This window comes from Lutispora sp. QWL-02 (assembly GCF_058315355.1).
Genome location: NZ_CM177762.1, coordinates 4,033,884 through 4,053,336 on the forward strand (window position 1 = coordinate 4,033,884; position 19,453 = coordinate 4,053,336).

Genomic DNA, 19,453 nt, shown 5'->3' on the forward strand with positions numbered 1-19,453 from the left:
CTGCTATTATTATATTATAATCCTTCCCGAACATCAATCCTGTTTTTGCCAAGATATAATTAAAAGGCTTAGTAAGCAGGTCTTACAGCCCTTCCCATATGCGGTAATTGTCAACCAAAATCTTTTCTATAGCTTTATAAGCTTTTTCTAGTTTTTCTTGGCTGTCAACATTTTCAGCTTTCAAATCTTTTCGTGTGCTTAAACGGACGGAGTACTTCAGGATAATATCATCCTTTATCTTGCTTCTTCCTTTCCTTTCGAACTCTTCTACATCCTCTTCTTCTGCAGAGAAATTACCATCATTGTCAATCATGATATTTTTATAGGTGATCCCGGTTTCAATATCAGCTTCTCCTATGTCTTCGATTCCTGCAAAAATTTTATAATTAAAATCCTCTCCTGCTATATTATCTATCTCCGATTTAATCCGGATCTTCATATCAGCTATTTGAATCCTTGCAGGATTTTCACCGGGCTCATTTTCTCCCCTGTGTACATATTCCAGGAAAAATAGAGAGGCAAATATCAATAAAATGGATGCTAAAGCTATTCCTGCAGTCCCCATTATTTTATTCTTATTTTTCTCCATAAATTTCATAAAAGGGCTGGAAACCTCATAGTCTATATCCTTTATCATCATATCCAACAGTTTGTTATTGCAGCCATATAGTCTTTTCCTTATGGCTTTATCCTTAATGGCTTCTCTGTCATCATTTATGAAATAATTCTTCACTGCATCTTTATGGCTTTCATAATTGAGAGTATTGGTGAAAACATTGTTTTCAAAGGACCATATTATATAATCGTAAACCGAAGCTTTCCCTCCATTTGAATAAATATAGCCCAGCATTTGCTCCGCATCATACTTCGGCTCCCTCACAGTTCCCCCTTGGATAAACGCCATTGAAATATTCTCTAAGCTTGAGGGGCTGATATTGTCCTTATAGATTTTCTTTATCAGGGATTTCATATTATCTGCATATATGCCATATCTCTTATCAAGCATTCTTTCTCTGATGCTGCTCCTGGCTTTTTCGCCGTCTTCCGCCATCAGATCCCTGATATCCTCCAGAATTAAATATTTCTCTTCATCTGTGCCGAGCTTCAGATAACCCAGATTTATTATGTCTTTGCTCTCTAATTGGCCTAATTCTATGTTTCTATATATATATTCCTTTACTCTCTTCAGAATGTATTCTCCATACTCCTTGCACGCTTTGCCGGCCTGGGGAGACCCAGAGTTATTGCAAAGCCCGGGGATAAACTGATGTATCTCCTTTCCCATATAGATCTTGTCCCTTGACTTTTCTAAAAAACCCAGCAGCTTATCCAGGGTTCCATTTATGAAAAATCCCTCTGAAACAATCTTATAGGATGTATCAGCCCAAAATTTGATCTCATTGAAAAGCTCCTTCAGGCCGGTTATGCTATTCAGCCTTTCATTGAAATAATCCTCTATGATAAATAGTGCATTATATTTGAAGGTCATATCTATCAATTCTTTAAGGAGATCTCCGTCCTTGGATATGGTCTTAAATACCTGGGAGGCATAGCTTGCTTCTTTGAAAGCCTTGCTATTTTTTATAGCCAGCAGTATTATAAAAGCTATTTTTACATTGACGCTGCTGTCGCCAAATCCGTAATATCTCATATAGGACAGAATGGTATTATTTGTCGGTATATACCGGCTTGCCTCCATCAAATCCTTCTTTTCCTTATCCAGCAGCTCAAGGAAAACACTGTCCAGCTCTTCTTTATCAATCCTGTTGGTTTTGTTTAAATACTTAAAAAAGCTATCCAGTATCTCTTCTCTATTATTGACGAACAGCTGTTCATCTCCGTTTCTGATCTGAAAAATCCTGCTCAGTTCATCATAGGTTTCCAACTGAATACGTTTATCCTGCTTCATATCTGCTAAAATAGGCTGACAGAATCTATAAAACTCATCCGGGCTTTTACCGCTCATTATGCTTTCCCATATAAAATCCAAATAATCATTATGCTCTATATTAAAATCATTATATGGAATTCTGTTTTGGGACAGATCGAATACATAATCCCTTTCATACCTGCTGTCACCCATCCTGATGCTGCCCTTTTCAACAAAGGTTATATTTATGTATTTTCTCGCCTCTGCCTCTTTAGAGTAGGTCATGAATCCCATATTGCTCTTCAGGTCATAGGGCAATCCCATAAAGATATGCTTCAATAAAACTTTCGCATACAGGGATATATCACCTATATCCACGTTCAAGGATATATACAGTTTTTTCTTTCCCTCGGCAGTCATAAATGCTGCATACAGCATCTTCTTAAATATTTCTTTGGTTATTCCAAGCTTTTCGATGAGCACTCGCTTATCTGCCTTGAGGTCTCCTGCATCATCATACTGCAGACGGCTGATCTGTTCTATCAGCTTCCCTTTTTCTATGTCATAACTTGAACCAAAGCCTTCAGCAAATATTAATCTGTTGAAATCCTTCAGGTACCCTTCCTTCTCATTGGCCGGTATTATAAAGTTATGGGTGAAAAAGGTATTTCTCAGTCCGGTGAAGTCGGCACCCACATAAGAAGTATTCCCTATGATCAATTCGCCGCTTTCAACCTGGAAGCAGGTCAAGCATTGAGGAAACTTGCTAATATCTCTTTCATCAATCTCTTCCAGGCTTTTGGGCGGGCTATAGAAGCAAAAGGGATGAAGGTATTTCTTTATGAAATTATCATTCAAGCCCTTGGATTTTGCTATGCTGTCATAACCCTCGGCAGAGCGGAATATGCCCCTTCTCTCTCTTGTATAATACTGCTGTTCTATCACTTAGACCCTGCTCCCTTCTATATAACCAAGCTTATATAAAAGCCACAAAAAAGGTTCGTCTACTCTGACAGGACTGACTATCCCTTGAACTCTTCTATCTACCGGATTGCTTCCCAGCGCTGATACCGCAAAAAATGCTCTGTCTTTAAAATGCACTTCCAAAGCATCCGTAAAGGCTCTGTCAACCTTTTCTAAAAATCTTTTTACTTCACCGTTTATGTTCTCAAATTCCGTCAAATTAAAAGTGCTCTTGTGGTTTACATTGTAGAATATATTGCTATTCTCTTTTATATACTCATCCTCTGACAATATTCTCAGCATATCGCTTTTTGTAAGGACCACGGCTGTCGGTATATCGGTCTTGCCCTTTTCCTGATGTCCGATAAAGTTTTCGAAAAGACTTATTATAACCTCCCTGGGCTCATCATACTTGGAGGCAAATTCTCCCGAATCCGCACCCTTCTTTATATCAATTTTATTTCTTATGGTCCTTATCTGAAGTGGATCCACCAAAAATAAAATACCTGCGGAGTTTTTTATATGGGTTGCAAATATGTCCATATAATCCTGGTCTATCATGCCTTCGCCCGCCACATCAAAAAAGACTAGAGTAACAGGGGGTTTGTTTTCATTTTTAAACTTAAACTGAAACATCAGCGGCTCCTGCCTGACTTCTTTTTGTGTCGGATCAAATAATACCCCCCTGTCATACAGCGGCTCCTCATAGGATTCTCTGAATTTCTTGCTCACATCAACACTCACGGGGAGGCAGGCAGCATCAAAATTATAGGCGGTGAAGTTCTGAAGGGTATGTATCAGCGAAGTCATATATACAGATTTTCCTACCTGAGATGCTCCCACTATTGAAATAATATTGCTGGGAAACTTCCCGGCGGTTATAGGCAATTCATTATGGCATTTGGGACATAATCTTTTATTTGTTGCTATGCCGTGCTTGTCTATTATCTGGACCAAAACCCCGTCTGCATATTTCTTGCTCTCCTCGGGTATCCGGTCCATATCCTCGATGATCGCCTCCATATCGGGCAAAGGTGCCAGATTGAATTTGCTTCTATATTCATTCAGAAGGCTGTCCTCCTTCAGAAAGAATTCCTCATCGTCTTCCTCTGCATGTGCAGCCCTGAAAACCACTTCCTTTGGAGAATATTTCTTAAAGCAAAAAGGACAAACTATATCATAATAGGGTGGTATATGCTCTTTCTTGTTCCTTTGGCCTAAGCTTTTTTTAATATTATCAAATATGCCCATTTTCATCCTCCTATTCCCGTATCAATTCATAGATCTCACCGTATTTTTTGCCATCCTGAAAGAATATTCTTATGCTGTCATCTGTTTTGATCTCTATCTCCGGCAGCGGATTTCTTCCTACATTAAAATCCTGATTAAAGGAATAGCGCTTGCCGTCATCCTTATTTATTGGACTGGCCCCTGATTTTATTACGTAGCAAAGCACTTCTTTTCCTATGGCCTTATCGCATCTGACAATTATTTTAACGATTTTTGTATTCTTAAATAATCTTCTTTTTTCCTTGATGGAATAAAATATATTAGCCTTGCCCAGGCTCAATGTTATCCTGTTATCTATTCCGTTTTGATTGATAAGCAACAGCTTCCCGTTTTCTTTCACACATGGAAAAATCCAATATGTGATCTTCTCTATTTCATTTATTCTTTCATAATATCCGTAGAACTCTTTATATTCTTCTTTTGTGTATAATCTGGCGTTATTATTATTGATCATATCTATGGTCACTGCTTCATCTTCACAAGACTTGTATATATATACAGAATCTATCCCATTGGGCCAAAGCCATTTCAAAACAAGCTTGTCTCCATCCACAAAACCCTGAATGTCCTTTATTTGCTCTCCCATTGATGTGGGTTCTTTATATTCCACAAAACATTCCCCCCTAAAAGCTTCTACTTTGGGTTTTGCCTATATCCCTTGATCCTCTTGAGCTTGATTCCTTCCGGATATTCCCATTTTTCTTCCCTGTATTTTGAGCTTCGTTGATCCCTATGACAAAGGGGAAGAGAGCAAATATTGCAGAGAGGGAAATGTCCGCCAGGAGCCTGTGGAAAAAGCCCGCCCAGGGCGCCCACCGGAATCCTATTTCTATTATTGCTCCGCCTGTTATGCCTGCCAGCAGTCCTCCCAGAGCAAAGCTTCTTGCAATATATTTATCATCAAACAGCACTCCTACGGAGATTCCTATTATAGCGCCGATAACGGCTATAAAAGCTATACGCATTATGGAATAAAGCAGGCTGCAGGAAGCGCTGCCATGCCTCTCCCCTACCAATAGCCTTAAATCTTTCTCCCTGTATATCTTGTTGAATATATTTTTAACATTTTCCACGCTGGATACATTATAGTAATTGCCTCCTGTGGCCTGGGATATCTTCTTCAGCATTTTTACATCGCTGCCCGCCATTCCTATAGAAAATATAGGGATATTGGATTCTATATAGGGTTCCAGCGTTTCTTGAAAAGTATCGGCCAGATTAAAATTGTCTCCGCCGTCCGATAGGAGTATAACCATTGCAGCCCTGTCATCTTGAGCTGCATTATTTATATCTGAAAAGGCATTTAAAATAGCGCCTTTGATATTCGTCCTTCCATCCGGTATCTTGTAATCATCAAGCTTGCTTAAAATATTGCTTTTGACCTCCGGGGTCACAGTCTCCATGTTTTGAACTTTATTTATATTGTCGCTGAAAACAGAAACAGATATTCTGCTTTGCACATTCATTTCAGCGATCAGGCTCTCCACCGCTTCAAATCTTTTATTTTGCGGGTCAGTGTCTTTCAAGCTGCCCGAATTGTCTACCAGTATCACTATATCATCTATATTCCTTGCCTTTTGAAAATTCAGCCCGTAAATATATTGGAAAAGGCCTGCGCATAAGAACAATAGAACAAGGGTACAGGGAACAAGATATTTCAGGGAGCTTTTATAATACTTGCTCGTCCAGCTTGCACTGATCAAAACAGGCCTTACTTTTTCAGCCAATATGCACATTATACCGATAAACAGGGCTAAAATTCCAAAATACATCCCCATCAGGATAGGGCTGGGCCATACCAGCAAAAATTTATCAATGAGCCATTCTCCCAGGAAAAATCCTAATAGCCCTCCGATCATACTAAAGCACAGCATTAAGATGCTGACCCTTCTTTTTCCCATTTACCTTTCCCCCTTAAATAGAACTCTAAGTCCCGTGCCAATCCGTGTTCCCCGTCCCCATCTGACTCCAGCGGCATACTCAAAGCTAGAGGCTAGAAGCCAGAAGCTAGCAGCTGACCCGCAAGGAATACCATAGCTTCAGAACTCTGAGCTCTGAATCCTAATATTCTATATGAGGAAGCTTATCCTCATCTATTGCATGCAATCTATAGCCCTTTTTCATAAATATTTCATAATACTTCATGGCATTTTTCCCATATATGACATCCTCTATTGTGAATCCTCCCATAAGGTTCAGCTTTTCAATCCCGCTGGTCCTTCTCTCATGTATACAGCCCAGTTTATAGGTCCTGCTGCCATGATCAAGCTCAAAAGCATAACGTATAAAATCGCTGTTGTAGTTGCCGAATAAGTACTTTTCCTCATATCTATGCCTTGTGGTAAAATTCAATATATAAATATTTACCTTTCCATTATCTTCAAGTATATCATATAGTTTTTTAAATAATTCTTTTTTGGTCAATATGTCTCTTTCATCGTTAAACTTTATATTGATATTCGCCCTGTCATGGAGTTCATCTTCGAAATTCCTATTAAAATATTCTGTGGGAAGGATGTATTTATTGCAGCTATCTATCAGCTTCTCCATTAATATCTCATCATCTCTTTTAAGCAGCTCATATATATTTCCAATAAATCTTTCTTCGAAATAAAAATTATCTTCATATTTGGCTTTAAAATCTTCTATTATTTTTTTAACCACTGTTTCATAATATTCCTCTATATTTTGCCCCAGATATTCATCCTCCTGCTTAACATTGTTCAATAGGCATTTTTCTATCCTGCTTTTAATATAAAGCAATCTGTTGATATATTTTTCCAGGTCCGAATTGAGCTTCAGCAAGATCTCTTCATATTTATTCACAATGCATTGCTGTCCTCTGAGCTTCAATATCTGAAGCTTATGCCCGTATATCCTCTCCAGCATGCTTCTTTTGAAATTTCTCATAGCACTTTTTTGATTGAAAAATATTTTTTGCATCGGGCCAAAATACACCGGCTCCTCATATATGGCATCCAATTCCTTATTGAGCCTGTTGATATCCCTCTGAATGCTTTTATTTAATTCGATTATCTCATTGGATATCACATTTCCCTTTGTCCACAGATAAGCGCAGTATATGCCCAGTTCCGGTTTGTTTATTATGTTTTCCCTTATATCCCTTATCACTTCATTTCCCAGGTCCAGAGCTTCAATATTTCTTTCCATCTGCTTTTCATAATTATCTTGAAAAAATTTGCTGCATACATCATTATAAAGTTTCTTTTCCGCCATGCCCAAGCTCATGCCCTGCAAATCCGCAAAGGAAACCTTATTGGTCATAAGGCACATCATATCCTCAACATCAAAGCTGTTTTCGGCTATATCTCCTACCAGGGCCTCAATCCTGTCTGCATCCAGGCCCAGGGCTTTCATTATTACCGGATCATCACAGCTTCCGTTATCCTTCAGTCTTTCCATCAGCCCTCTGTAAAAGTTATATAATACGGCAATGGCGATGGCGCTATTGGGCCTTTTTACTTTGGACAGTCCAGCCGTGGCATAAGAAACCCTCGGGGAATTTATGCCGATATTGTTCTTGAATTGGTTGTTATTATATATCCCATTTTCGGCATCGTAGGAACTTTCATCAACGCTCCTGTTTTTTAACAGGCTTATATAGGATATGGTCTCATAGTTTTTCCTCAGTGCGTTCTCCAGTATCAGTCCTGCTTCATTCTTATCGCTCAGCAGATAGACCAGATCAAATATGGGAGTATTATTATTTGAAACATTTATTTCTATTCCTTCTTCAAGCACTTCCAGAGGAGCATTGAAATCATAATCCTTTGATTGAAAATATTCTATTTCTCTAAAAAAGCTCATGGCTGCAGCTGAATAATAACCGAAGTTATCCTCATGGTTTCTCTCCAGGATCAATGTATATAGGTCCGCCGATACGATCTTGAAATCCTCATAAAGCTTTGCTTTCAAGAGCAAAGCTATTTCAGGGATCAATATATTCAAGGGATCATCTGCCCTGGTAATCAGTGATATATTGACCTTCTCAAAATTGGAATACATGCGGCCATACTGCAATAGATCATTCTTCAGCCTTCTTATAACGTTGTTTAGTTCTATCAAGCCCTTTTCATCTCTATAAAAGCTATGGCTGATATGGGCCCTCAGTTCCTTATGATCAACCCCTGAGCATTGGATTTTGAAGCCGGGCGTATTTTCATCACGGCATTTATCTTCAGAATATATATGGAAGTATAATACTCCGCTGCTATTATCCCATTTGCCTTCTATATCCTGTCTTATACAGCTTATGGCATCATAAACCTTATCCCCTACAAATACAAATATTGCAGGATTAAAAGCAGTCCTTTGCTCATCCTCTATATTCATGCTTTTATCGGCAGAAAGGGCATATTCCTCTGCATATTTGATGATCAAGTCTTCCATAATATCCTCCTGAAAATACTATGAAAATTGTGAAGCAATTTTCATGTCTCTAGTCTCTAGCCTATGGTCTACGGGTATTCCTGTAAGGTCTGGGTTACGGAGAACACGGATTTTCACGGATTCCTTCCACAGATTAACACTGAAAGGTTTTTTATTTGCCATATATGTCATTCTGAAGGAGCAAAACGACTGAAGAATCTTAAATTGGATCCTTCGGGCAGAGCCCTCAGGATGACAGTAACTTGACCTTGTTTCCGTTGCCCTCCGTGCTAATCCGTGTTAAAATCCGTGACTTTCCGTGTTCTCCGTCTCCCTGACTCCAGCGTCCAACCCTAATCTCCTGAGCTCTGAGTTCTGAACCCTGAGTTCTGTCCCGTTCATTCTATATTTTTCCTCAGCTCACTTAGTTTTGTCAGCATATTCTTATAAAAATCATAAATCTCTGTTCCGTTTATCAGCTCGTCCTTTGTAAATTCCAGTTCTTCTTTGCAGGCTGAGCATATTTCTATCAGCGAATTTACCCTGCCCAAAAGCCCGGAGATATCTTCAGAAGAGCTTAATTCATCGCTCTTTTTTTCGGCTCTTCTCATTATCAGAGCTTTTTTCTTTTCATCAAGCCCGGTAAATCTATTAAAGATTTCGTACTCGAAATACTTCTTGACCCTCAGCAAGTTTATCAGTGATTCGCAGCCTTCTTCTTCCCTTTCATTATCAAATACATATTGGGCTCCCTTCTTATAGATGGTGTCCGTATACATCACCTCGATAAACTGCTCCAATACCTTATCCTTATTCTCCATTGCTTGGAAAACAGACTCCAGGCTCTCTATCTTATTTTGTATCCCCTCATATTTTTTTATTTCTATCCTCAATAGCTTTATGAGCTCCGGAGAGCGGGTAAGGTTTACAAAAGCCCTTTCCTTGTCAAAGCTGCTGAATATATCCCTCCTGCCTTCCTCTTCAATGCCCGCTGCCATAATATTCTTCAGGTCCGTCAGGCATCTTTTCATTTCGGAGAAATTAGGCTGCTCGTTTGGCAGCACTAAATTATAGGCTGTGAGGTATTTCTCCAGATCAAAGGCTTTGGTGATTATGCATTCAAAGCGGTTGTTAGTGCCGCTGTTTGTCTCCTTTTCTCTGATGCAGCCAAGCTTGCATGCCTTATCAAACATTAACTTTATCTCATCATTATACTCCTTTATTCTTCTTGAGCTGTAGCTGTCTCCCCAGGACTGAACGGGAATAGGCGACGGCAGATTGGCCCAGTTATTATCTTTAGTCTGGGACAGATGCCTGCCGATGCCCTCTCTTTCCAGGATAGTGCGTTCATAGGCCTCTTCATATATTTTCAGCGGCGTATATGCATAAAGGGGTATGCCGTTTTTCGTATTAAGCCAGAATATTCTATTCTTTACTTCGCTTTCCTTTATGGTAAAGGTGGATTTCCCCAGGGCATTGGTCTGATAGTTCTTTATACCCTTCAATATTCCGGGAGCCTTTATGGGCACTGATACAAAGCCCCAGGACGGGAAGTCAAGATTACCGTCGCTGTTGCTCAGATTGAAAACCGGGATAGCATCATCATCCAATCTTTTGGCGATATTCCTTTCCACTAATTTCTCTATCAGTTCGCCTTCACCATACTTTATTATTAAAAAGTCCTCCATGGATTTTGTTATCAAATCCCCAAATTTATCCGACATAAAATCGCTTATACTGCCCACGATATCTATATCCTGCTCTTTGATCCACTTATCTGAGCTGTCTAAAAGCTCCCTGGTAAAGTTCCTGATCAGATCGTCCTCATCCTCATTGGCAAAGGTCTTGTCAATGGTCTTCAGCACATCGGGAATATTTACCACATTCCAATAATAGGTCTTGCTTCCCTTATGCTCTACTTCTTCACTGCTTACCAGTATGCTGCCGTTTTTCTCAAATATTTGATTGAGAGCATTCAGTATTTCGGTAAACACATTATATATCTTATTATTTGCTTCATTTATGAGGTTGAATAAATCTTCGTAAAACTCTATGATGTATTTCGTTCTTTCTTCCTCGGCCTTGGTCATATACTCATTGATCTTAGCTTCTATATAATCGTTCTTTTTCTTTTCCTTGTTAATGATGGCCTTCCTTGCTTCCAGAAGCTTATCATCAGCACTGTATTTCAGTTCATCCTTATATTGGGGAAGTCTTTTTAAGCTTTCCTTCAAAGACTCGATATAAGATTGTATGGTTTTTAGAACGCAAAAGCCCGTGCTATTGTTAATAAGCCTTGACACATAGAAGGGTCCCTGATCGGCATTTAAAAACATCCTGCTGATCTGAGCATTAAATTCCTCCAATATTTCTCCGGGAAGCTGTCTCCTCACCTTGATATATTCTTCCCTGATCCTGGCCAGGCAATTTTCCAGCTCATTATCTATATTGACGGACTGGGTCTTGATCACATTGTTAAAGCTAAATCTTTCACTATGCCGATAGCCCGGGAGCATATCCGGCACATTCTGCTCAAATCTTCTTTCTATGGAATCCTTGTTCATCCTGTTTTGTCCCATAAAATCATCCACATCATTTTCCTTGGGACCTGCAGCAAACATCTTTTCAATCTTTTTAAACAGCCTGTAGGCGAGATAGGTGGTTATCTCTTCTATAGGAAGCACTGCAGATGATGCGCCGATGATATTGTATTTATAGTTTGCGCTGTAGGGATGGGTCATCTGTGCTATATTAGTATTTATATTGCTTATATAATCATGTATCGCAAATTCTTCACCGGAATGCTTTTCTTCATTGGCCATGAAATTGGTGATGTTCTCCGCAGTCACATTCATACAGTAATCATAGGCATTCTCCAACAGCTTGCCGTCCGTATTGGTGGCGGATATCAGATGGCATAGATTAAAGGGCGGCAGCGGAGAATCAACCGTCAGCACGTCCCTGTACTTTTGCTTGAAACGCTCTCCTCTTTCAGCTACATTCATCCAGTAGTCCAGTTCCTTCAGTGCGGCATAGCCGTTCTTTTTGATATAATCCTGGGTATGGCTGCTGAGGCTTGGGCTGGACAGGTTTACATCAGGTGTAAAGAGATAGCCCAATATATTGACCCGGTCTACACCCGCGCTTCCGAATCTTCTTTCCATAAGCCCCCTGACCATATAGGCAATATCCAGATAGCATCCGCTTCCCGTACCGCCGGAGAGCCCTGTGAGGATAAATACCATAAGCTTTTGGCTTGTGCCCTCCAAAAGCACATTTATCTTCTTTTCAATCCCTTTCACCACTTGAATAGCCTTGGTAAAGAGCAGCAATCTGCCCGCCTGCCTTATTCCGTTGGCTCCCGTTATACCGTCCTCCACATTCAACTCCGGCGACAGCCATTCTGCGATGCAGGGGTCCAATATGCTTCTGTTTTGAAGTATGCTGCCTATCTCCGGATTGGAAAGCAGGATCAGCTCATTTATAGGGTCTAAGCCTATTCCCTTGTACTTTTTGTTTCTGTCATGCTGATTTGTTTCCAAGGCCAGGAATTCCATGTTATCGGGTTTTTCTTTCTTCCTCTTGGTCAGCCTATCCTCAGGCAGATTAAATCTTCTGTTTATCTGGTATTTTAATCTGAGCAATGCATCAATGCCGGTTCCGCCTATTCCTATGACCAGCATAGGGTTGTCGATGGTGTCCACTCTTATTTTATCGCTTATAATTCCGCCGCCCAGCTTTACATCAAGCTGTTCTATATGTTCCTTTACTATAGCCTTCATAAATTCTCCTCCTTAGAATAGAGCTCAGAACTCAGAGCTCAGGGTGAATGTATTCTTTACAAATAATATTCCAAAGCGATGCTTTTTGAGGTATTTTCCAAATTTATTATTATCCTGTCGTTTATCCTGATTTGATATCCCTTGCCCGCATCTATGATCCTGCCTGATTTTTGTATCGTGCAGGTTGATCTGTTTTTCAAAATCAACGAATCATTTTTGCCTGCTTCAAATATGATCTTCTCCGTCTCCTTATATTCCGGAAGCAGCTGCAGTAACTGGTGCAGGCTTACTCTTCCCTTGTAGGTATCAAGTCTCCTGTATTGAGGGGGAGCGGATTTTCCCGTATTGTCATCCTTGATCTCCAGCATCACCTGACCAGGCAGGATTTTATTTGCCCTTTTTATGATGGGAATGCCGATTATGGCAAAAGCGACGGCCAGAAGCCCTCCTATACCCAATAATATATAGGGCAGCAGCGCTGCGGATTCCAGTGTAAAGCTCAGGCTCATATTCCCGCCCCTGCCGTCATCTGCCGTAATACTAAATTGAGCCTTGCCCTTTTCTTTTCCTGTTATGCTCAAAGAATCGACCGTTATGGACCCTTGAGCAATATCAGGTTTTTCGCTTACAACAGTATAGGTCATTGCATCATTATCCGGGTCGCTGAATATTTTACTTAGGTCTATTTTTTTTGTCCTGTTTAAAAATACTTTTTGATTACCCGGGTGCTTTAATATTATTGGAGCCCTGTTTTGAATATCTATAGTGACTGCTTCGCTTTCCTTAAAAAAGCTTTCTGTTTCTATTCTGGTCTTTAATTCATACTTTCCCTCTTCAGAGAAGGTATATGCTCCCGAGAAATTCAATCCTTCATTCTTTAAATCCAGCTCCTGCTCTGAAGCCTTGTCTGCATTGATCACTATCAGCTTGGCCTTAGAGGCCTTATATATCTCCGGATCGCTGACAGGCTGTCCGCTGCTCGACATATGGCAGGAAACATTTACACTGTCTCCTGCATGTATATCCTTGCCGGGTTCGAGCTCCATGATTATATCTATATCATAATTAAAGATCAGGTTTATTTTTATCTTATCCCCGGAAATTCCCTTGACCTTCAACAGCCATTCTCCCTTTTCCGGATTCAGTATCTTTAGCATGGAATATTTGCTGGAGGTAGCATAATATATGCTGTCAGAGTTTATATCCCTTTCCTTGCCATTATTATCATAAAGCTTAAGCTCTATAGGGTTTTGGGAAAGCATGGATATATTTGCTTCTACTACATTGGAATCAGGTATGGGTATCTTGATATCCTCAAAGCTTCCTGTGCCGGTAAAATAGCCCGGTGATACTATCTTCAATTTTAAATGATCCGCAAATATTTCACTCAATATCTGGGGAAGATCCTCAGCCCGATCCGTTATAAAGTCTTTTGCCTTCGTGCTTTGGGATAATGATTTAAGCTCGTCTTTGTCTACACTGCCATCCACATTCAGTCCGATTGTATATATCGGGTAGCCTTTATATTGGGCTATCCTCAATGCTTCTTTTTTGTCCGCCTCCGACTGGCTCAAGGTCCTTTTGGACTTTCCCAGATCTGTTCTGCCGTCTGAAAGCAAGATGATCATGGGCTTGTGTGCATCGTCCCTGTTTTTATCAAGCATTTCCGCTGCCCTTCTCAGGGCTAAACCTATATCCGTATCTGATTTTCTGGGAATACTTGCTGCCATATCCTTTAAGCTCTGCTTATCCTTGGAGCTCTTTATCTCCATCAGCTGCTTTTCTGCAATAATGCTGTCATTATAGGCGATTATGCCGATCTTATCTCCTTCTATGGAGCACATATCTATAAACATTTTGACAGCTTCTATGCTGATCCCCTTAGGATCGCTGAATTTCATGGAGCCGCTCGAATCCAGCACAAGCACCGCATCTATTTTGGATGGTCCCGCAGACGGAGCATAGGCATTGGTTATTGATGCAATTTGAAAGAGTATTATGATAGCAACAATTATGGATTTGGTTCTTTTATTTATTTTAAGCATATATCTCATTTACCTCCTTTTTTTAATGAGGAATTAGAAATTAGGAATGAGGAATGAAAAGAATACTCCTCATTCCTATTTTTTCAGTGGTTTCCGTCTCCTATCTTCGTGACCTTTATCTTCGGTATTATCTTAAGATATTCACTATCTATATAAAGTTGCTCATCGCCGGTATAATAGCCGGCAACAACTGTATTTCCTGTCTTAAAGCCGCCGGAGTGCTCCAGTATGATATATCTGTCTCCATATGGATCGTCAAGGCTCTCATTTATTATTGATAACGCCTTATCAGTGCCTTCAATCACATCTACAATATTGAGGTTCATTATAAAACCATATTCAGGCTTGCTTTGTATATGATCCATCAAATCCTTATAGCCTTTTATCTCAACAAAGGATAATCTATAATATCCGTCCGCTGGTTGATAATAGCTCAACAGACCTTCAAATTGGCCTATAGGATTGCTGACCTCTATGGTGCTGTCAGCCAGCAAGGCTAAATTATCGGCTTCCGCTCTGAATATTTCTTTGAAGCCGTCTTCCGATATTTGATACAGCACATATTTGGAATTGCGAAGGTCGCTGGTCCCTTCCGCCAAAATAAAAGGATAGCTTTCATTGTATTCACTCTTTACAGTGATTCCTTTTATTGATGTTCCATCATTGAATACCTCTGCCGACATATCGATTATGCTCGCATCTCTTTTTTGCATGCATAATATCAAGGTGCTCATTCCGCCGGATACATCGCTCGCTATAACAGAGACTCCTGAATCCCATTTATCTTTTATGACGTTCATATTATCGAACATCTTGTTTCCATATTTATCAACGAGCATCTTCTGGGGTTCTTCTTCTATCCATTTTATCTGTGCTTCCTTTATCAAATCACCGGTATCCTTATACCCAGCTAAGGCCTCATATAAATCTATAGCCTTAGCATACTCTTTGCCGTTGATATAAGCCCGGCCATCCTCCAGAAAACCATCGGTGTATTGCTTAAGCAAGCCCTTGATCTCCGCTCTCTTTGATTTGTTGAATTCAGCCTGAAAGCAGCTTTCGTAGTAAGCCGCATGATCGGCAAAGTCCCGATAGCTGCCGGAAGCCTTGTCTTTGCCAAAAACACCCTTAAGGTAGCTTAGCATCTCCTCTTCAACCCAGGAGCTGTCCATTTTATGCTGCTTATTTGCCTGGATTATTTTGACCGCCTCATCAAGAATACCGCTATAGGGGCTGTTTTTAAACATATGGCTGAGCATGGCATGATCGTATTCTTTATAATAACCCTCTATCTCGCCATGCTTCTTTTCTTCATCTCCATAATATTCTGCCGGTATGCTCAGTAAGTCGCTTTTAAAATTCTTGTCCTTAAAATCATTTTTGCCTATTTTCCCTCTCATATCCTTGAGCAAACGGTTTTTATAGTCAAAAAAAGCCGTTTCAATATTATCTTCCATTCCATAAAAATCTGCTGCTTCAACAAATATTTTGTGTTCAGCTTCATTGCCTTGTTTCTCAATCTTTGCTTTGTCAGCATTATAGGTATTATATATATCCAGCAGCTCGCTGATATTATTTTTCGTCCCCGCAGGCAAAGCCCTCCTGCTCAAGGCTTTAAGCTTTGCCTTCGTTTCGGTGACATGAGCCAATTCGGTCAGCCTGTTATTTATCAGCTCATTTTTATAATCGAAATGCTTTATATTATTGGACTTTTGAAAGTACTCTTCCGACAAAACCAGGCTGTTTTCCTTATAAAGCTTTTCCCCTTGATTCATATATCTTATTTTATAATATATGGTGCCAAGCTTTAAAACTGCCAATGCGAAGAGCAGTACCGCAATAACAAGTATTAAAAATCTCTGCTTTTTTAATTTTTTATAGTTATAGCTCAGCATTGTCATGATAAATGCCTCCTTAGTAGGTCTCAGAGCTCAGAGTTCGAAAGCTATGGTATTCCTTATAGGTCAGCTGCTAGCTTCTGGCTTCTAGCCTCTAGCTTTGAGTATGCCGCTGGGGCCGGAGTTACGGGGAACAATGTATACCTTACTTGAGTCTTAACAGCAATGATAAACGCTGCATGCGAGTTTTGACGCAACCCTATGCAAGCTTACAAACTCTTAGCTTCAGAACTTTGACAATCGTTATCATTCAACATAACAGGCTGCTAAAAATGAGTTTTGCAGCAAAATTAAAGATAGGCTCCAAAGTCCGCATCTCCTCTGTATTTCTCCTTGATAACCCTGAATGTCTCCTCATATAGCTCCTGCCAGTCAGGCTTATTATTGCTCGCCAGCAGGCTGCATAATCTTATCAGTCTATTTTTTCTCATATATACGATGTATTTGACCATAAAATCCTTATAAATGTCTATATAGCCTTTGCTCTTCAGCATAGCTTCACAGGTATTGATGATGATCGCCTGCCCGTTCCTTTGGTCCAAAACCTGCTCTTCATATCTCACAATATAATCCATGACCTTTTTTGTTATGAGATCATTGTTAAGCTTGATGATCTCATAAATATATGCGATTAAATCTTCATTATAATCCTCTACGATAAGAGTATCCAACTCCAGATCCATATCTTTTCTTAGTTCAAATCTCTTAAGACATTGTATTTTTAATTCTCTTATAAAGTCGCTTTGTATGATGACACCGATCTCCCTCAAGCTTTCATAGGCGTCCTTAAAGCTTTCAGATTCAAAGTCCTTCATGGCGCTTTGTAAATCCTGCTCCATATCTTCTTTCATCTTGCCGATGTCTTCTCTGACTATCCTAGCTAAAGTATATTGAACATGCTTTTTATAGTAAAGCCTTTGCACAAATATCTGCAATGCCAATGCAGCAAAGGCAGCAAAAACGCTCAGCAATATTTGATTAAAATTTGCTGAAAAAGCTATCGCCGTAAAGAAAGCCATGATTATTAAAATATTATGTATAGCATAATGCGTCTTGGTTATAAGCTCTATTTGCTTAACAAGGCTGATAAACTTTGATTTGCCGCAGCTGATGCAGGGCTTATGGGACAATGTGGTATAGGTATTGCAATTCAAGCAATAGCTCAATTTCTCATAGGAATAGGGGGTATGGGAAAATTCCTTAAGCTTGACCAGCTTCCTTTCTATCACGCTATTCCTCCTCATTGAGCAGCCTTAAAAGCTCTTCATCAATATCCTTGGAATTTTCTACACCTTTGCTTATCCTGATATAGAAAATAATCCTGTAAATTGCCAGAGCCCCAATTACTGCCATAATAATATAAAAAGCCACATGAATCACCTTTATTCTTGAGAAAATATACAATTCAAGTTTATATCTCCAATATTCATTATACAATATTGACGTAAATACAAGAAGGATATTGCATAAAGTTTTACAATTTAATAAAAAATAGAGCGTCATGCGCTCTATGGAATATTTTCATCTATGCAGCTTTCTATTTCCGGGGCTGTGGGCAGTTCCAGTACAGCGTTCAGGATGCCTTCTGCAGCTTCTTTTGAGGTGTTTTTGATCACATGCCGTGCTTTCAGGATCTGTGAAGCGTTCATGCTGAATTCATCCAATCCCATGGCTAAAAGCAGCGGTATCATCCTCTCATCTCCTGCGGCTTCACCGCACATGCCTACCCTGATGCCTTCTGCATGTCCATTATCTATGGTCATTTTTATCAAGGATAGTACAGCAGGGTGAAATTGATTGTACAGATGACCCACCTTCTGATTTCCCCTGTCTACCGCCAGAGTATATTGGATCAAATCATTGGTGCCTATGCTGAAAAAATCGACTTCTTTCGCAAAGGCTCTTGAATGTATCGCGACAGATGGGATCTCCACCATGATTCCTATTTCAATATCCTCATTAAAATCAAGGTTTTCTTTCCTTAGCTCAGCTTTGACTTCCTCTACCATTGCCTTAGCTCTTCGGACTTCCTCAATGCCGGAAATCATGGGGAACATTATTTTGACATTTCCATAAGCGCTTGCTCTGAGAATAGCTCTTAGCTGGGCCGCAAAAATTTCCTTCATATCAAGACAGAATCTTATGGCCCTATATCCTAAAAAGGGATTCATCTCCTCGGGGATGCTTAGATAAGGGATACCCTTATCCCCTCCCACATCCAGGGTCCTTATGATGAGGGGCTTCTTGCCCAGCTTTTCCGCAGCAATTTTATATGCCGCAAGCTGCTCTTCTTCTGTGGGAAGCCTGTCATTATGCATATATAGAAACTCCGTCCTGTAGAGTCCCACTCCTTCGCCGTCGTTTTTCATCACCATGTCCACGTCTTGACAGGTACCTATATTTCCCAGCACCTCCACCTTATATCCGTCCTTGCTTATGCTCTCCTGCCCCTTCATCTTGTTTAGTTCCTCTTGCAGCCTTTTTATGTTCTCCGCTTCCTTTTCATGAAATGTGATTTGATCCTTAGTAGGATTTATTATGACTTCACCTGTATTGCCGTTAATAATAATAAAATCATTTTGCTTCGCAATATCAGTAATATTTTTCAATCCGCATACCAAAGGGATATTCATGGTCCTGGCCATTATTGCCGTATGGGAGGTTCGGCCTCCTGCTTCTATCACTATTCCCGCTACCATATCTTTATTTATCTGTGCAGTATCAGATGGAGCCAAATCCTCAGCCACAATGACGGCTTTTTCATTTATCAGCAGCAATTCTTTTTGCTCAGCCTTCGATAGAATCCTGAGCAATCTGTTTGAGACATCTTCTATGTCGGCGGCCCTGGCTCTCATATACTCATCTTCCATCGCCTCAAACAGAGATGTATAAAAATCGGCTGCCTCACGAAGGGCCCATTCGCTGTTTACCCTATCCCCAAGGATCTTTTCTTTAATATACGATAAGTATTCCGGATCCTCCAGAAACATTCTGTGAGCGGCAAATACATCTGCTTCCTTTTTCCCTGTCTTTTTTAAGGTCATCTCATAGAGGTCATCGATCTGCCCCGCAGCCTTGCTGATAGCTTCTTGAAGCCTTTGAAGCTCCGCCTCAGGGTCTGATATATGCTCCTTTGATATATTTAATTCAGGCTCTTTATAAACAAATGCCTTGCCGATTCCAATGCCGGCTGAAATCCCCAAGCCCCTCACAAGG

11 protein-coding genes are annotated in these 19,453 nt (G+C 40.1%); all 11 read right to left on the reverse strand.

The window, feature by feature from the left end; translation table 11 throughout:
• Window positions 1–82: 82 nt before the first annotated feature.
• Entirely contained in the window at window positions 83–2,815 is a 2,733-nt protein-coding gene (locus AC4HCY_RS19250) for a GAP1-N2 domain-containing protein (RefSeq protein ID WP_491094924.1), read from the reverse strand.
• Window positions 2,816–4,084: a TRAFAC clade GTPase domain-containing protein gene (locus AC4HCY_RS19255; protein ID WP_323432847.1), complete on the reverse strand. Its 1,269-nt coding sequence runs from the start codon at window positions 4,082–4,084 to the stop codon at window positions 2,816–2,818. It abuts the gene before it with no gap.
• A 10-nt stretch (window positions 4,085–4,094) separates the two neighbouring features.
• Window positions 4,095–4,733: a beta-mannanase gene (locus tag AC4HCY_RS19260; RefSeq protein WP_491094925.1), complete on the reverse strand. Its 639-nt coding sequence runs from the start codon at window positions 4,731–4,733 to the stop codon at window positions 4,095–4,097.
• A gap of 13 nt (window positions 4,734–4,746) precedes the next feature.
• Window positions 4,747–6,024 carry a vWA domain-containing protein gene (locus tag AC4HCY_RS19265; protein ID WP_491094926.1) on the reverse strand — a complete coding sequence of 426 codons (1,278 nt, stop codon included), beginning with the start codon at window positions 6,022–6,024 and terminating at the stop codon, window positions 4,747–4,749.
• A 160-nt stretch (window positions 6,025–6,184) separates the two neighbouring features.
• Complete coding sequence (locus AC4HCY_RS19270) at window positions 6,185–8,533, reverse strand: hypothetical protein (RefSeq protein WP_491094927.1); 2,349 nt, start codon at window positions 8,531–8,533, stop codon at window positions 6,185–6,187.
• 377 nt (window positions 8,534–8,910) lie between these two features.
• Entirely contained in the window at window positions 8,911–12,294 is a 3,384-nt protein-coding gene (locus tag AC4HCY_RS19275) for a tubulin-like doman-containing protein (protein WP_323432843.1), read from the reverse strand.
• A 56-nt stretch (window positions 12,295–12,350) separates the two neighbouring features.
• A complete protein-coding gene (locus AC4HCY_RS19280; RefSeq protein WP_491094928.1) occupies window positions 12,351–14,339 on the reverse strand; it encodes a VWA domain-containing protein in 1,989 nt (662 codons plus the stop codon).
• Window positions 14,340–14,422: 83 nt separating this feature from the next.
• Window positions 14,423–16,240, reverse strand: a complete 1,818-nt coding sequence (locus tag AC4HCY_RS19285) for a hypothetical protein (RefSeq protein ID WP_491094929.1) — start codon at window positions 16,238–16,240, stop codon at window positions 14,423–14,425.
• Window positions 16,241–16,527: 287 nt separating this feature from the next.
• Window positions 16,528–17,466, reverse strand: a complete 939-nt coding sequence (locus AC4HCY_RS19290) for a hypothetical protein (RefSeq protein WP_491094930.1) — start codon at window positions 17,464–17,466, stop codon at window positions 16,528–16,530.
• A gap of 1 nt (window position 17,467) precedes the next feature.
• Window positions 17,468–17,608, reverse strand: coding sequence for a hypothetical protein (locus AC4HCY_RS19295; protein WP_323432839.1), 141 nt, complete (start codon window positions 17,606–17,608; stop codon window positions 17,468–17,470).
• A gap of 137 nt (window positions 17,609–17,745) precedes the next feature.
• Entirely contained in the window at window positions 17,746–19,449 is a 1,704-nt protein-coding gene (gene ptsP, locus AC4HCY_RS19300; protein WP_491094931.1) for a phosphoenolpyruvate--protein phosphotransferase, read from the reverse strand.
• Between the last annotated feature and the right edge of the window lie 4 nt (window positions 19,450–19,453).

Excerpts from the sequence above, each read along its gene's own strand:
- AC4HCY_RS19285 (WP_491094929.1), bottom strand. The coding sequence starts at position 16,240 with ATGACAATGCTGAGCTATAACTATAAAAAATTAAAAAAGCAGAGATTT.
- AC4HCY_RS19255 (WP_323432847.1), bottom strand. The coding sequence starts at position 4,084 with ATGGGCATATTTGATAATATTAAAAAAAGCTTAGGCCAAAGGAACAAG.
- AC4HCY_RS19280 (WP_491094928.1), bottom strand. The coding sequence starts at position 14,339 with ATGCTTAAAATAAATAAAAGAACCAAATCCATAATTGTTGCTATCATA.
- AC4HCY_RS19270 (WP_491094927.1), bottom strand. The coding sequence starts at position 8,533 with ATGGAAGACTTGATCATCAAATATGCAGAGGAATATGCCCTTTCTGCC.
- AC4HCY_RS19275 (WP_323432843.1), bottom strand. The coding sequence starts at position 12,294 with ATGAAGGCTATAGTAAAGGAACATATAGAACAGCTTGATGTAAAGCTG.
- AC4HCY_RS19265 (WP_491094926.1), bottom strand. The coding sequence starts at position 6,024 with ATGGGAAAAAGAAGGGTCAGCATCTTAATGCTGTGCTTTAGTATGATC.